Source organism: Mycobacterium sp. NPDC048908, assembly GCF_043197955.1.
Classification (GTDB): Bacteria; Actinomycetota; Actinomycetes; order Mycobacteriales; family Mycobacteriaceae; genus Mycobacterium.
The window spans coordinates 303873-318780 of the sequence record NZ_JBICUE010000004.1 but is presented as its reverse complement, the minus strand read 5'-3'; the positions used below and the strand labels follow the sequence as shown (position 1 = coordinate 318780).

Genomic DNA, 14908 nt, shown 5'->3' with positions numbered 1-14908 from the left:
GCCGGTAAGCTGGCCCGTCGTGAGCGGAGCGAACGGCAGGTCGGAGTGACCCATGGCCCAGCCGCGCAACTGCGGCTACACGACACGATGACGGGCACTGTCCGCGAGTTCGTCCCGCTGCGGCCCGGCCACGCGTCGATCTACCTGTGTGGCGCCACGGTGCAGGGGCTGCCGCACATCGGCCATGTCCGCAGCGGAGTCGCCTTCGACGTGCTGCGCCGCTGGCTGATGGCCACCGGCTATGACGTCGCGTTCATCCGCAACGTCACCGACATCGACGACAAGATCCTCAACAAGGCCGCCGACGCGGACCGGCCGTGGTGGGAGTGGGCCGCGACCTACGAGCGGGCGTTTTCGGCGGCCTACGACGCACTGGGGGTGCTTCCGCCCTCAGCTGAACCTCGTGCCACCGGCCACATCACCCAGATGGTCGAGTTGATCGAGCGCCTGATCGAACGCGGACACGCGTACACCGGGAACGGCGACGTCTACTTCGATGTGCTCAGTCAGCCCGACTACGGCAAGCTCTCCGGGCACAGGATCGAAGATGTGCACCAAGGCGAGGGGGTCGCCAAGGGCAAGCGCGACGAACGCGATTTCACACTGTGGAAGGGCGCCAAGCCCGGCGAGCCATCTTGGCCGACGCCGTGGGGCCCGGGCAGGCCGGGCTGGCACACCGAGTGCGTCGCGATGTGCGAGGCCTACCTCGGTCCGGAGTTCGACATCCACGCGGGCGGCATGGATCTGGTGTTCCCGCATCACGAGAACGAGATCGCCCAGGCGGAGGCCGCCGGTGATGCGTTCGCCAGGTACTGGTTGCACAACGGTTGGGTCACCATGGGCGGCGAGAAGATGAGCAAGTCGCTCGGCAATGTGCTCGCGATTCCCGCTGTGCTGCAACGAGTTCGGGCCGCCGAGTTGCGCTATTACCTCGGCAGCGCGCACTACCGCTCGATGCTGGAATTCTCCGAGACCGCGCTGCAGGATGCCGCCAAGGCCTACACCGGCATCGAGGACTTCCTGCACCGGGTGCGCAACCGCGTCGGCGCGGTGGTGCCGGGGGAGTGGACGCCGAAGTTCGCGGCCGCGCTGAACGACGACCTGTCCGTCCCGATCGCACTGGCCGAGGTGCATGCCGCCCGAGCCGAAGGCAACCGCGCGCTGGACGCCGGTGATCACGAGACGGCGCTGGCTCAGGCGATGTCGATTCGCGCGATGATGAGCATTCTCGGTGCGGACCCGCTCGATGAGCGGTGGGAATCCAAAGACGAGACATCGGCGGCGCTGGCCGCCGTCGACGTGCTGGTCCATGCCGAGGTGCAGCGTCGCGAAGACGCCAGGGCACGACGCGACTGGGCCGAAGCAGACGCGATCCGCGACCGGCTGAAGAAGGCCGGCATCGAGGTCACCGATACCGCCGACGGACCGCAGTGGGCGCTGCTCGACGGGTACACCAAGTAGATGGCCGGGAATTCACGACGTCGGGGCGCAATCCGCAAGCCGGGCACGAAGAAAGGCCCGACGGTCGGCTCCGGTGGTGTGCGCCGCCGTGGGCTGGAGGGCCGGGGCGCCACCCCGCCCGCACACATGAGGCCCGGCCATCCGGCCGCCAAACGCGCGGCCAAGGCTCAACGTCAGCAACAGGGACGGTCCGGTCGCAAGACCGATGACACCGAGATCGTGTTGGGCCGCAATCCCGTTCTCGAATGCCTGCGGGCTGGGGTACCCGCCACCGCGCTGTACGTCGCGCTTGGTGCAGAAGCCGACGAGCGTCTGACCGAATCGGTGAAACTCGCTGCGGACAGCGGTATCTCGATTCTCGAGGTGCCGCGCCACGACCTGGATCGCATCGCCGCCAACGGTCTGCATCAGGGCATCGCGTTACAGGTGCCGCCGTATCAATATGCGCATCCCCACGACCTGTTGGCCAAGGCGACCAACGACAGCGTGCCGGCCCTGATGGTGGCGCTGGACAACATCTCCGACCCGCGCAACCTTGGCGCGATTGTGCGGTCCGTTGCGGCGTTCGGTGGTCACGGTGTGGTGATCCCGCAGCGGCGATCGGCGTCCGTCACCGCCGTGGCGTGGCGCACCAGCGCGGGCGCGGCGGCCAGGTTGCCGGTGGCGAGGGCGACGAATCTCAATCGCACACTGAAGGATTGGGCTGACGCGGGCCTGCAGGTGGTCGGCCTTGACGCCGGCGGTGACACCACCATCGACGACCTGGACTGCACGCAACCGATGGTCGTGGTGGTGGGGTCGGAAGGCAAGGGTCTGTCGCGACTCGTGCGGGAGAACTGTGACGCCGTGATAGCCATTCCGATGGCGGGGCCAACTGAGTCGCTCAACGCGTCGGTCGCCGCGGGAGTGGTGCTGGCCGAAATCGCGCGGCAACGCCGCGGCTAGCGGATCCGGGTCAGCACCGGATATTTCGGCTTCACGCCCGCACCGGGTGTCGCACGGCGTAGCCGTTTCGCCACCCACGGCGCGGCGAAAGCCAGCGTCCACTCCACGTTTGCCCGGAAATTGCGCGTCGGCAGATCCGTCGCCAGCAAGGCGGCGGCGCGCGTCGGCAGGCCGTGCGAAACGGTCAAAGAGTCAAGCACTTTGGCCGCCATCCGCTCGTGGCCAAGGGGCGAGAGATGGATGCGGTCGCCTGCCCACAGCCGTGGATCGCGAAACTCGGTGAAGCGCCAGAAGTCGACCAGTTGCAGGCCCAGATCATCGGCGATGCCGCGCAACAACTCGTTGTACACCGCGGCGCGGCCGCGCAGCCGCCGAAACAGCGGCACCGTCCCGAGGTCACCCGCCGTGAACACCAGCACATGTGCGCCGGACTGCTGCAGCGTCTTCAACGCATCGGCATATCGACCCATCATCGCGTCGATGTCGTTGCGCACCAGGAGCAGATCGTTCATGCCCGCGTAGACGGTGACGAGATCAGGTTCGAGCATGACTGCGGCCTGAACCTGCTCGACGAGGATCTCGTTCATTCGACGACCACGCACCGCCAGGTTCGCATAGCCAAGCTGCGGGTTGTGCTGTGCCAGAGCGAGCGCCACGTGATCGGCCCACCCACGCAAACCGTTGGGGCTGTCCGGATGTGGGTCGCCGACACCCTCGGTGAACGAGTCACCGAGCGCCACGAATCTGGTGAACGCCACGTCACCAATCTTGCCGATCGTACGGCGATTCGCTCACCGCCAGCGCCGCAAGTCGGCGAATCGCCCTCTGTTGTTCGCGTCGGTGTAACCCCCGCGTCGCTAAACACCGAAGATGCGGATCCCGAGCCAAAGCGCGAGGACGGCACCGACAAGGGTGAGCGGCACGGTGACCAAGCCCACGCGGCTGAACTCGGCGAAGCCGGCACGCAGGTCGCGACGTACCACGCTGCGCCACAGCAGATTCGCGAGAGAACCGACATAAGTCAGGTTCGGGCCTACGTTGACGCCGATGAGGATGGCGAGCACCGCGGCCGGACCGGTCACCAGCGGCAGCAGCACCAATACTGCGGGAAGATTGTTGACGACGTTGGACAGCAAGGCCGCGACGGCAGCGATCCCGAGCAGTGCCGGCAGGGTGTCACCGAGGGGCAGCACGTGACGCATCGCAGCGTCGATGCCGTTGGCCATCACTGCGGCGACAACCACACCGAGGCACAGCACGAACGCAAGGAACGGCACATCCAGCGCATCCGCGATAGTCGAAACGGTCGTGCGACCGCGCGCCAACCCGTGCACACCGAGCACCACGGCACCAGCGAGCGCCGCCCATGCGGGCGACAATCCGAACACGGAAGTGACGGCGAACCCGATCAGCGTGAGTGCCAGTACCGCGAGCGTGAACACCGGCACCTTGACCTCGCTGAGCACCGAGTCATGTGTTGGCGCGATCGCGAGTTCACGCGCGAAAACCCAACGCAACAACGCGAATTCGATGAGGATGGCGGCCAGCCAGGGCAGCGTCATCACCGCGGTGAAGTGGAGAAACGACAGTCCCGCCGCGCTGAAGGCCAGCAGGTTGGTCAGGTTGGACACCGGCAACAGCAGCGATGCACTGTTCGCGAGATGCGCGGTGGCGTACGCGTGCGGTCTCGCTGCGACCCGCAGGGAGCGCGCGGTGGCAAGCACGACCGGCGTCAACAGCACAACCGTCGCATCCAAGCTGAGCACCGCCGTCGTAGCCGCCGCAATCATGAAAACGGTGATGAACAACCGTAGTTGGCTGCCCGAGTTGGACCGCGCCATCGCTGCACCTGCCGCCCGGAACAGCCCTTCGTCATCGCAAAGTCGAGCCAGCACCAGCACCGCGGCAAGGAAACCGACAACGGGGAGCAGCCGATCCACTTCGGCCCAAGCGTCCTTCAGCGAGATCGCGCCGGACGCGACCAGGAGGCCCGCCGCCGGCACTGCGGCGACGGCCTCGGGCCAACCACGAGGCCGGACCATCGCGAATCCGAGCACCACCGCCAGCGCCGCCAGCGCCAGCGTCAACTCCACGGGTCGCAGCGATGCCAAAGGGTGGGCAGGTGCACGGGAATGCCGTCTTCCTCGGCCAGCCCGGACAACACCTGCATCGACACGTCGAGGTCGTCTGCCGCGTACGGCAGTGCCCGCAGCGGCTTGTGGAGCGGACGAAAGAAGTCGTCCCAATGGATCAGCACGACGCGTCGGGCCCCAACGGTGCGCACGGTCTCGGTCCAGTAGTCGATCAGGTATTGCTCGGGCTGCAGTCCCAACTGCCCGATGCCCAGATACACCACCTCGGCGCGCTGCCCGGCCAGTGCACCGCGGACGAAGCCAGCGCTTCCGACGATCAGCAGTCGCCGGTCCGATGGGCGGTGGTGCACCAGCGTCGACCAGGCTTCGCCGCATTTGTACGCCGACGCCTTGACCGGTGGAACCACGGGTTGACAAATGACGCCCGGGAAGCGGTCGGGGGGGCAGTGCTCGCCCTCGATCAACGTCACGTCGTAGGCGCCGAGCGTCGTCGGATCGCCAGGCGTGACCGCGACGAGCCGGTCGTCAGGCAGGCCAGCGCCACGGCCGACCGCGACCGCCGACGTCCCACCGACCACTGCTGCGTTCGTTGCCTCGGCCACCACCGCCGAATCCATCGCGTGGTCAAAGTGCGTGTGCACCGGCATGACCGCCTCCAACCGGCGCACGCCGAGGCGAGACAAGCAGCCGTCGATACGTGGTGTCGACGGCGACAGGCGGGTCAATCCGACTCGGAGCAGGCTCGGCCGCGAGAAGAAGCCGTCCGTCATCACCGCGGACTGGCCATCGTCGATCAGCAGCGTGGTCACACCCGCCCATGTCACGGTCAGTGGCGCGTCGGACCGGGCCGCCGGCGCGTCGAACGCGTTCGCGTACTTCCGCAAGTCGGGGCGGCCGGGTCTCAGGCGCATGACGCCACCTTAGGTGCCCTTGCTGGATCTTCTGGCATCGGCGACGGCCCCGACATGTATAGTTAAAAACGATAATCATTTCTGGTTACGAGTGAATGAGAGGCACATGTCCGCGCACTGTCAGGCCACCGTGCGAAGCCCCGGGTTCGGCAACGCCGTTTCGCGTGTCAGCGCGAAGGGCATCAAGGTCATCGACCGCGACGGCATCGAAGCCGTGGTGGCCCGCATCCGGCGCAGGGGGGAAAGATCTGATGTCGCGCAACGATATTCGGCCTCTGGTGAAACTACGTTCGACGGCGGGCACCGGCTACACCTACGTCACCCGCAAGAATCGGCGCAACGATCCCGACCGGTTGGTGCTGCGAAAGTACGATCCCGTCCTCAGGCGCCATGTCGAGTTCCGCGAGGAACGCTGATGGCCAAGGCATCCGAAAATCACCAAGAACGAACGGCGTCGAATACTGGTGGCGCGTTACGCCGACCGTCGTGCCGAACTCAGAAGATTATCCGGTTCGGCTGCGCAACCGCGACGTTGTCGACGGCAGGCCACGGGGTCATCTGCGGAAGTTCGGACTGTCGCGCGTGCGGGCTGATACTCGAATAACGCTCGGTCAGAGTCGCACTTGGGTAGACTTCCCGCCACACCTGATCGGTGAACTCACGCGCTATTGGAGTATCTGATGGCAGGCAAGAAGTCACGGATGCGGCGGCCGCCACTTCCAGAGCTCAAGCGGCAGAGAAAAAATCCACTCAAGGCGCTGGGCGTCACGACGATCGACTACAAGGACACCCATCTGCTGCGCACGTTCATCTCCGAGCGCGGCAAGATCCGCTCCCGACGGGTGACCGGGTTGAGCCCCCAGCAGCAGCGTCAAGTCGCGACGGCGATCAAGAACGCCCGCGAGATGGCACTGCTGCCGTTCGTCGAGATCAAGTAAACGACTTCAGCTCGACGCCGTCGGCGGTCAGTCGGTCCCGCACCGCGTTGGCGATCTGCACCGCGCCGGGTGAATCGCCGTGCACGCAAATGGATTCGACGGTGATCGGGATTGTCGATCCGTCGGCGGCCGCCACCCGGCCCGCGGACACCATCGACGCCACCCGGTCGGCGATCTCGGCAACGTCGTGTAACACGGCGTTGCGTTCGCGGCGCGAAACGAGTTGCCCGTCGGACCGATACGCCCGATCGGCGAACGCCTCGGGAACAGTGCGCAGCCCAAGGTCTTGTGCCTCGGCGAAGAAGACCGAGCCGGCCAGGCCGAGCACGGGAAGCCCGGGGTCGACGGCATGCACGGCCTGAGCAACGGCGCGGGCCTGACCGTGGTTGTTGACGATCGTGTTGTACAGCGCGCCATGGGGTTTGACGTAGCTGACCGTTCCACCGGCGGCCTGCGCCAGCGCCTGTAGCGCACCGATCTGATAGATGATCTCCGCGCTCAGCTCATCTGGGTGGACATCGATGAAGCGCCGGCCGAAGCCGGCCAGGTCGCGATAGCTGACCTGCGCGCCGATCCGAACGCCCCGCTTCACCGCGGTGCGACAGGTTCGAAGCAGCAGCGCCGGGTCCCCGGCGTGAAAACCGCAGGCGACATTGGCGCTGGTGACCACGTCCAGCATCGCGTCGTCGTCACCGAGTTCCCACATGCCGAAGCCCTCACCGAGATCGGCGTTGAGATCCACTGTCACCACGTCCGTCAGCCTATGCCGGAGTGGCCGCGGGCCAGCCGTTCTCCGCGACGAAATCGCCGAGCGGTCGGCCGAAGGTCCAGTGGTCGATTCCCAGCTGCGGGCGGGTCGGGAAGTCGGGCACCGGCCCCAAGCACAGGATCGCGACGGGTTGCGCGTCGGGCGGCATCGCGAGCAGCGCGCCGAGTAGGCCGCGATCGAAGATCGAGACCCAGCCCATCCCGAGGCCTTCGGCGCGGGCGGCCAGCCAGAGATTCTGGTCGCGCACGACACCGACGCGAGGTCCATCTGGGGCCGCGTGCGCCTGCCGAAAACATGGGCCGAGCGCCACCACGAGCAGTTCGGCGCACTCGAGAATGCCCTCGACCTTGAGGGTGAGAAACTCGTCACCGCGCGGCCCCAGCGCGACGGCGGTGCATAGCCGTTGGTCGTCGATGATGGCATGGATCCGGGTCAACCCTGCGTCGGTGATACGGATGAATCGCCACGGCTGCATCAGCCCCACACTCGGTGCGGCGTGGGCGGCCTGAAGCAGCCTGGTGAGCACGTCGTCCGGCACCGTCTCATTCGGCAGGAATCTGCGCATATCACGCCGCTCGGTGATCGCGCGGTAGACGGCGTTGCGTTCGGCCGCGCTGAAGGCGTGCTCGGTCACGGCGGACAGCTTAGGTGGCACCATCGATACGGTGAGCCGCGACGACGTGTTGATCAGCGCAACCGAATTGGCCGGACGTCTGAACGCCGGTGAACCGCTGACCATCCTGGACGTGCGCTGGCAGTTGGCTGAGCCCGACGGCCGGGCCGCCTACCTGCAGGGCCATCTGCCCGGCGCGGTGTACGTCTCCCTCGAAGACGAACTCAGCGATCACGCCGTCGTTGGGCGCGGGCGGCATCCGCTTCCTTCCGGCCGCAACCTGGAAGCCGCGGCGCGGCGTTGGGGTGTACGCGAGGGCGTCCCAGTCGTCGTCTATGACGACTGGAATCGCGCCGGTTCCGCAAGGGCGTGGTGGGTGCTCACCGCCGCAGGCATCGCCGACGTGCGGATCCTCGACGGCGGCCTGGGCGCCTGGCCCGGACCACTCGAAACCGGCGTCGTCGAACCCGAAGCCGGCGACGTCGCGGTGACCCACGACGACCTCTACGCCGGCGCGCTGCCGACCATGACCGCCGAGCAGGCCGCCGCCGCCGACGTTCTGCTCGACGCGCGCGCACCCGAGCGGTTTCGCGGTGAGGTGGAGCCCGTCGATCCGGTGGCGGGCCACATCCCGGGCGCCAGAAACCTGCCCAGCACAGCGCTGTTGCGCGGCGACGGCACGTTCGCATTGGACCGATTGCCTGGATTCGACGGACCGGTCGGGGCCTACTGTGGCTCGGGGGTCACTGCGGCGGTGGCGGTGGCCGCGCTGGCCGCGGCGGGCATCAGCGCGGCGTTGTATCCGGGCTCGTGGTCCGAATGGTCCTCGGACTCAACGCGTCAAGTCGAAACCGGCTAGCCGACCGGCTCACGGCCACGCTGTCCGATCGCCCAGCACACCAGGAAGATCGCGAACGAGATGGTCGTGACGAACACCGACACCGGTACCCCGGGCGCCAGCGACAACATGATGCCGCCCACTGCCGAGATCTCCGCGAACACCACCGACGCCACGATCGTCGCGGCCGGCGACGCGAACACCCGCACCGCGGCCGCCGCAGGGGTGATCAACAGCGACATCACCAGGAGCGCGCCGACGATCTGCACGCCCTGCGCTGCCGTCACACCGACCAGCGCGGCGAACACGATGCCCAATGCACGCACCGGAAGCCCGCGGCCCGCAGCAACTTCGGGGTCGACGGTCGCGAACAACAAAGGCCGGTACGACACGGCCAACACCGCGACGACGGCCACCACGACGACGCTCAACAACGCCAGGCCGGAGTATCCGACGCCGACGATCTGTCCCGTCAGCAACGCGAAACTGGTGCCGGTGCGGCCCGGATAGAGGTGGATGAACAGCACCGCGAGGCCGAGACCGAACGCCAGCACCACCCCGATCGCCGAGTCGCGTTGTTGAGCGCGTTGACCGAGGATGCCGAACAGCACCGCCGCCAGCCCGCATCCCAGAAGCGCACCGTACCCGACGTTGAAACCCGCCAGCAACGCGAAAGAGGCGCCGGTAAGCGACAATTCGCTCGATCCGTGCACCGCGAACGACATCTGCCGCATCACGATGAACGGCCCGATCAAGCCAGATACCAAAGCGAGTAACGCGGCAGCGAGCAGCGCCTGCTGGACGAAATCACGGCTGAGCAGATCGGCGGTGACGTCGAACGAGAACATCTTCGACAACATGTCGGTGAGTCGTTCAGTCATTGTCGTGTCCGCTCGCGTGACCTGAGTGGTCCTCTTGACCGACCACGACGTAGCGGCCGCCGACCTTCGCCACCTGGATGTCGGCGCGGTACAACTCGGACAGCGTCGCCGAGGTCATCACCTCGTCAACGGTGCCGATCCGGAATCTGCCGTCGACCAGATACAGCACTTTATCCACGTACGGCAGAACCGGATTGACCTCGTGGGTGACGAACAGCACCGCCGTGTTCGCCTCGCGACGGCGCCGATCGATCAGCGCGGACACCAACCGGGCGTTGGCGGGGTCGAGGTTCAGCAATGGCTCGTCGCACAGGAGAAGCACCGGATCGGTGGCAAGCGCCTGCGCGATCCGAACCCGTTGCATCTCACCGCCGGACATCACACCGACCGACACTGCCGCCAGGTGCACACCGTTGACCTGTTCGAGCGCCTGCTGCACGGCGTCACGTTTGGCCGCCCGGTCGGCGGGGCGCAGGCTCGCCATCCCCCACCGATGGCCGTCGTAGCCAAGCCCGACGAGATCCCGGCCGCGCATTGACAGCCCGCGTTCCACGCCGCGGTGCTGGGGGACGTAACCGATCCGTTCGCTACCGGTGCGGACCGGCTGACCCGTCACCGTGACGCTGCCAGCGGTCAGCGAGAGTTGACCGAGCAACACCTTGAAAAGCGACGTCTTGCCGGTGCCGTTGGGGCCGAGCACAGCGACGAACTCCCCGGCACGCACCGTCAGGTCGAGGTGGTTCCACAGCACGCGGTCGCCGAATGCCAGGCAGGCGCCGGTCAATTCGGCGACGACGTCAGTGGCCACTAGGAGAACTTATCGGTTCGAGTGCGGTGCCTTGTCCAGCTGGCTGGCCAGCTGGTCGACGGTCTGCCGCTGCCAGGTCAGATAATCGGTGCCCGTGGGCAGGGTCTCGGTCACCGTGATGATCGGGACCGAAGCCTGCTTGGCGGCGTTCTGAATCTGTTCGGTGACATCGGTCTGGGTCTGCGTGTTGTACACCAACGCCGACACCTGGCGGTTCTTGATCAGGTCGAGCAGTGCGGCCAGGTCGGACGGCGACGGGTCGGTGTCGGCTTCGATCGCCTTGGTGAAGCCCTGCGGCGTCTTGTCGACGATCCCGGTGTTGGTCAGCAGGTAATGGGCGACGGGTTCGGTGGCCACCACGGTGGCGCCGGGATGGGATGCGCCGATCGCGCGCTCGGCGGCGGCGATCATGTCGGCCTGCTGCGCGAACTTGTCCGCATTGGCCTTGTAGTCGTCGGCGTGTCCGGCATCGGCCTGCGACAGCTTGTCGGCGATCTGCTTGGCGACCTCCTTGGCCGTCTCCAAGTCGTAGAACACATGCTCGTTGGCCGGTCGTGGCACCGAGGCGGACAGCAGAGAGTACGCGTCAACGGTTTGTACGTCCTTGTGGGTGGCCAGCACGTCGTCCACCCAATGGTCGTAACCGCCGCCGTTGTACACCACCAGCGACGCGTCGGCGAGCGACGCGGCATCGGCGGGGCTGACCTCGAATGAGTGGGGATCGTCGGCGGGGTTGGAGATGATCGCCTTGACCGACGCGTGGTCCCCGGTGACGGCGCTCGCCACGCTGCCCCAGACATTCGTCGACGCGACGACCGAAGCCGTGTGCTGCTGGTCGGAAGTGGCGTCGTGGCCCTGGCTGCAGCCGGCGATCAAAGCCGTGCTCACCGCCAGGCTGACCGTTGCCGTGATCGCGCGCATCGCATGCTCCTAATACAAATGAAAACCGTTTCCAATTACTCTAGCGCATGGCTGAGCGGGTTTACCAACTTGATCCGCTAACCTCGTGGAGCATGTCGAGGAGTCCCACGCCCAGACGGCGTGCGACCCTGGCCTCATTGGCCGCTGAGCTCAAAGTTTCGCGCACCACCATCTCCAACGCCTACAACCGACCGGATCAACTGTCGTCGGACCTTCGCGAGCGCGTGCTGGCCACCGCCAAGCGGTTGGGTTATCCAGGACCCGACCCGGTCGCCCGTTCGTTGCGTACCCGCAAGGCCGGCGCGGTCGGATTGATGATCACCGAACCGCTGAACTATTCGTTCTCGGATCCCGCCGCGTTGGATTTCGTTGCCGGTCTTGCCGAATCGTGTGAGGAGGCGGGACAGGGCCTGCTACTGGTCGCCATCGGGCCGAACCGCAGCGTCGGCGACGGATCGGCGGCGGTGCTGGCAGCCGGTGTCGACGGCTTCGTGGTCTACTCGGCCTCCGATGACGACCCGTACCTGTCTGTGGTCCAGCAGCGACATCTTCCGGTCGTCGTCGTCGACCAACCCAAGGACATCCCGGGTACGTCGAGGGTTTCCATCGATGATCGAGGGGCGATGCGGCGGCTCGCCGAATACGTTGTGGGACTGGGCCATCGGGAGATCGCCCTACTCACCATGCGACTGGGCCGCGACTGGCCGCACGGCGGCCCGCGCCCCGCGGTCGCCGACCCTGAGCGCGTGCAGACTCCGCACTTTCACGTGCAGCGCGAGCGGATCCACGGTGTGTACGACGCGATGACGGCCGCGGGTTTGGACACCGCGTCTCTGACAGTGGTGGAAAGTTACGAACACCTGCCGACCTCGGGCGGTGCGGCCGCAGAGGTGGCGCTGGAGGCGAATCCGCGCGTCACCGCGTTGATGTGTACCGCCGACGTGCTTGCCATCTCGGCGATGGACTATCTGCGCGCGCGGGGAATCTACGTGCCCGGCCAGATGACGGTGACCGGGTTCGACGGCATCCCAGATGCATTGCGGCGCGGCCTGACCACGGTGGTGCAGCCCAGCATGGAGAAGGGCAGGCGCGCGGGACGGTTGCTGCACAATCCGCCGCGCGACGGCCTGCCGGTGATGGACGTGCTGGACACCGATGTGGTGCGGGGCCGCACGTCGGGTCCGCCCGCCTAGCCGTCGAGCAGTTGCGCGCAGCGCAGCAGACCGATGTGGCTGTAGGCCTGCGGATGATTGCCCAATGCGCGCTCGGACACGGGGTCGTACTCCTCGGACAGCAGACCCGTCGGGCCTGCGGCGGCGACCAGCCTGTCGAACAGCGCCTCGGCCTGAGAGCGCTGATCGACCAGCAGGTAAGCCTCGAGCAGCCACGCGGCGCAGAGGTGGAAGCCGCCCTCGGTGCCGGGCAGGCCGTCATCGCGGTGGTATCGGTAAACAGTTGCACCACTGCGTAATTCGGCCTCAGTCGCGACGACGGTTGCGGCGAATCGGTCGTCCGACGGCTCGATCAGGCCGGACAACCCGATGTGCAGGGTCGCCGCGTCGAGGTCGGTGCCGTCGTAGGCGGCGGTGAACGACTTGACCTTGTCGTGCCAGCCCCGTTCGAGCACCTGTGCGGCGATCGAGTCGCGCAGCGTCGCCCAGCCGGGCGGCGCCTCGCGGCCGAACTCGGCGGCCAGCTTCAGCGCGCGGTCCACCGTCAACCAGCACATCACCTTCGAGTAGACGTGGTGGCGTGGACTCCCGCGGATTTCCCAGATGCCGTGATCGGGCTCCACCCAACGACTTTCGACGGCGAACACCATCTCGCTGACCAGGTTCCAGTCCCCGTCCGTCAACGCGTTCGGCAGGCCGTCGGCGACCCGCCGGTGACAGAGATCCGAAATCAGTTGAACGACGGGCCCGAAGACATCCAGCTGCACTTGGACATTGGCGGCGTTGCCGACTCGGACCGGGCGCGAACCCGCATAACCGGGCAGCGAATCGATCACTGCCTCGGGGCCGAGGATCGCGCCGGACAACGCGTACAGCGGATGCAGCCGCTCGGGTCCGTGCATGGTTTCGATCACCCCGTGCAGCCAGCGCAGGTACCCCTCGGCCTCCGCCGTCGAGCCAAGGGACACCAGCGCCGACGCGGTCATCGCGGCATCGCGGATCCAGCAGTAGCGGTAGTCCCAGTTGCGCACCCCGCCGATCTCTTCCGGCAGCGACGTGGTGGCCGCCGCCATGATCGCGCCGGTGTCGGCGTGCACCAGCCCGCGCAGGGTCAATGCCGAGCGCTTCATCAGTTCCGGCTTCAGGGACGGCAGCGTGAGCGTGGAAACCCAGTCGCTCCAGTAGCTTTCGGCCCGGTTGCGGCGCGATTCGGCATCGACAGGGCTTTCCGTCAGATCCTCGGTACCGCACCGTAATTCCAGGATCACCGGACCCTGCGCCGGATCAACGACGGCGCGCGCTGTCTGGTGAACGCCGTCGGGGACGATTTCCCACTCGACCCCGACAGACCGCAGCACCATCGGCTCGTTGGTCGCGAAGACCCGCAAGCCGTCCCCGTCGGACCGCAGGTGGACTGGTGCCTGCGCGAATTCGGGGCGCGGTGCGAACTCCACCACCGCCTTGGCCTGTCCGCTGATCACCCGAATCAGGTCTGTGCGCCCCGCCCCCACATCGTGCGACAGGTAATCAGTGACAAGCAAGCTCGCCCAACGGGTTTCGACGGTCATCGTGCCGGTCACGTAGCGCTGCGACAGAGGCAGCGCCTCGCGGTGCGGCCCGATCGAGAAATGGCCTGCGGTCGCGTCGCCGAGGAGTCGGGAGAACACCGCCGCCGCGTCCGCCTGCGGATGGCACATCCAGACCACGTCGGCATCCGGCGTCAACAACGCCACCGTGCGCGAATTGGACAGCATGGTGAGCCGCTCGATCGGCGTGCTGTGGCCGCCAAGCAGCCAGGTGCGGCGCGCGTCGAGCAGCCATTCCAACACCGTCGCAACATCTTCCGGCGAGTCGACTCGATACCCGGCGAGCGTGTCGCCGTCGCCGACCTTGATGGCGATGTCGGGTCCGTGCAGCCTGCGAAACGCCTTCTCGTCGGTGACGTCGTCGCCGATGAACACTGCCGCGGATGCCGCCTCCTGGTGTCGCAGGATGTCGAGCGCCTGCCCTTTGTCGGTCTGAATGACGGCGAACTCCAGCACCGACTTACCCTCGGTCGCCTGCGCGTCCCACTGCACCGCGGCGGACCGCGCCTTCTCCAGCGCCTCCCTACCCTCGGCGGGGTCGGCGTTGCGCACGTGCAGTGCCACGCTGGCCGGCTTTATCTCAACGGTGACACCGGCGTACTCGGCCGCTATCGCCCCCAGCGCATCCTTGATCCTGCCCAGCAGCGCCTTGGCCGAATCGTCGATGGCGTGCACGAACCCGGTGTCGAACTCCGAACCGTGGCTGCCCACCAGATGGACTTCGGCAGGCATCCGCGACAACGTCGCGAGGTCGCGCAGCGCCCGGCCCGAGATCAACGCAGCCGTCGTCGACGGCAGTGCGGCCAGCGCACGTAGCGCCGCCGCCGATTCAGTCAACGGGCGCGCGTCGTCGGGGTTGGCGACGATCGGCGCCAACGTGCCGTCGTAGTCGCACGCCACCAGGAGTCGCGGCACCCGCGCGACGGTGCCGAGCGCGCGCTGCAGTTCAACAGGTAGCGGTGAAGCCACCCG

Annotated in this window: 15 protein-coding genes and 2 pseudogenes; 8 read left to right on the top strand and 9 right to left on the bottom strand. The window is 66.9% G+C overall.

The window, feature by feature from the left end; genetic code table 11:
- Positions 1-45: 45 nt before the first annotated feature.
- Together cysS and rlmB are read left to right on the top strand one after the other, a co-directional pair.
- A complete protein-coding gene (gene cysS, locus ACGFK1_RS13545) occupies positions 46-1461 on the top strand; it encodes a cysteine--tRNA ligase (protein WP_393429361.1) in 1416 nt (471 codons plus the stop codon).
- On the top strand, positions 1462-2406 hold the full coding sequence (gene rlmB, locus ACGFK1_RS13540) for a 23S rRNA (guanosine(2251)-2'-O)-methyltransferase RlmB (RefSeq protein ID WP_393429359.1): 945 nt from the start codon (positions 1462-1464) through the stop codon (positions 2404-2406). It begins immediately after the preceding gene.
- Here rlmB and ACGFK1_RS13535 read toward each other — a convergent pair.
- The 3 genes from ACGFK1_RS13535 to ACGFK1_RS13525 all read right to left on the bottom strand — a co-directional run bounded on the left by ACGFK1_RS13535 (position 2403) and on the right by ACGFK1_RS13525 (position 5410).
- A complete protein-coding gene (locus ACGFK1_RS13535; protein ID WP_393429356.1) occupies positions 2403-3164 on the bottom strand; it encodes an SGNH/GDSL hydrolase family protein in 762 nt (253 codons plus the stop codon). The two genes, rlmB and ACGFK1_RS13535, sit on opposite strands and share 4 nt — an antisense overlap.
- 99 nt (positions 3165-3263) lie before the next feature.
- A complete protein-coding gene (locus ACGFK1_RS13530; RefSeq protein ID WP_393429353.1) occupies positions 3264-4499 on the bottom strand; it encodes an SLC13 family permease in 1236 nt (411 codons plus the stop codon).
- Entirely contained in the window at positions 4490-5410 is a 921-nt protein-coding gene (locus ACGFK1_RS13525; protein ID WP_393429350.1) for an MBL fold metallo-hydrolase, read from the bottom strand. Before ACGFK1_RS13525 ends, ACGFK1_RS13530 begins: the two co-directional genes overlap by 10 nt.
- 106 nt (positions 5411-5516) lie before the next feature.
- Between ACGFK1_RS13525 and ACGFK1_RS13520 the strand changes: the two are divergent.
- From ACGFK1_RS13520 to rpsR, 4 genes and pseudogenes are all read left to right on the top strand, one after another.
- A pseudogene (locus ACGFK1_RS13520) lies at positions 5517-5657 on the top strand (50S ribosomal protein L28); the annotation flags it as partial.
- Between the two features lie 4 nt (positions 5658-5661).
- Positions 5662-5826 carry a 50S ribosomal protein L33 gene (rpmG, locus tag ACGFK1_RS13515; RefSeq protein ID WP_393429347.1) on the top strand — a complete coding sequence of 55 codons (165 nt, stop codon included), beginning with the start codon at positions 5662-5664 and terminating at the stop codon, positions 5824-5826.
- 18 nt (positions 5827-5844) lie between these two features.
- Positions 5845-6091: pseudogene (locus tag ACGFK1_RS13510) on the top strand (hypothetical protein).
- Complete coding sequence (gene rpsR / locus ACGFK1_RS13505; RefSeq protein ID WP_393430094.1) at positions 6088-6348, top strand: 30S ribosomal protein S18; 261 nt, start codon at positions 6088-6090, stop codon at positions 6346-6348. Before ACGFK1_RS13510 ends, rpsR begins: the two are co-directional and overlap by 4 nt.
- Here the strand turns inward: rpsR and ACGFK1_RS13500 are convergent.
- Both ACGFK1_RS13500 and bluB read right to left on the bottom strand, forming a co-directional pair.
- Complete coding sequence (locus ACGFK1_RS13500) at positions 6341-7099, bottom strand: LamB/YcsF family protein (RefSeq protein WP_393429344.1); 759 nt, start codon at positions 7097-7099, stop codon at positions 6341-6343. The genes rpsR and ACGFK1_RS13500 overlap by 8 nt on opposite strands.
- A 10-nt stretch (positions 7100-7109) precedes the next feature.
- Positions 7110-7751, bottom strand: coding sequence for a 5,6-dimethylbenzimidazole synthase (gene bluB, locus ACGFK1_RS13495; RefSeq protein WP_393429341.1), 642 nt, complete (start codon positions 7749-7751; stop codon positions 7110-7112).
- A 31-nt stretch (positions 7752-7782) separates the two neighbouring features.
- Here bluB and ACGFK1_RS13490 point away from each other — a divergent pair, with 31 nt between their 5' ends.
- On the top strand, positions 7783-8589 hold the full coding sequence (locus ACGFK1_RS13490; RefSeq protein ID WP_393429338.1) for a sulfurtransferase: 807 nt from the start codon (positions 7783-7785) through the stop codon (positions 8587-8589).
- Here ACGFK1_RS13490 and ACGFK1_RS13485 read toward each other — a convergent pair.
- The 3 genes from ACGFK1_RS13485 to ACGFK1_RS13475 are packed head-to-tail and all read right to left on the bottom strand — an operon-like array spanning position 8586 to position 11178.
- On the bottom strand, positions 8586-9449 hold the full coding sequence (locus tag ACGFK1_RS13485) for a metal ABC transporter permease (protein ID WP_393429335.1): 864 nt from the start codon (positions 9447-9449) through the stop codon (positions 8586-8588). The genes ACGFK1_RS13490 and ACGFK1_RS13485 overlap by 4 nt on opposite strands.
- Entirely contained in the window at positions 9442-10257 is an 816-nt protein-coding gene (locus tag ACGFK1_RS13480; protein WP_393429332.1) for a metal ABC transporter ATP-binding protein, read from the bottom strand. The genes ACGFK1_RS13485 and ACGFK1_RS13480 overlap by 8 nt, the downstream gene beginning before the upstream one ends.
- Before the next feature lie 9 nt (positions 10258-10266).
- On the bottom strand, positions 10267-11178 hold the full coding sequence (locus tag ACGFK1_RS13475; RefSeq protein ID WP_393429330.1) for a metal ABC transporter solute-binding protein, Zn/Mn family: 912 nt from the start codon (positions 11176-11178) through the stop codon (positions 10267-10269).
- 92 nt (positions 11179-11270) lie between these two features.
- Between ACGFK1_RS13475 and ACGFK1_RS13470 the strand changes: the two genes are divergently transcribed.
- Positions 11271-12371, top strand: a complete 1101-nt coding sequence (locus ACGFK1_RS13470) for a LacI family DNA-binding transcriptional regulator (RefSeq protein ID WP_393429327.1) — start codon at positions 11271-11273, stop codon at positions 12369-12371.
- Here ACGFK1_RS13470 and otsB read toward each other — a convergent pair.
- Positions 12368-14905, bottom strand: coding sequence for a trehalose-phosphatase (gene otsB, locus ACGFK1_RS13465; RefSeq protein WP_393429324.1), 2538 nt, complete (start codon positions 14903-14905; stop codon positions 12368-12370). The two genes, ACGFK1_RS13470 and otsB, sit on opposite strands and share 4 nt — an antisense overlap.
- Between the last annotated feature and the right edge of the window lie 3 nt (positions 14906-14908).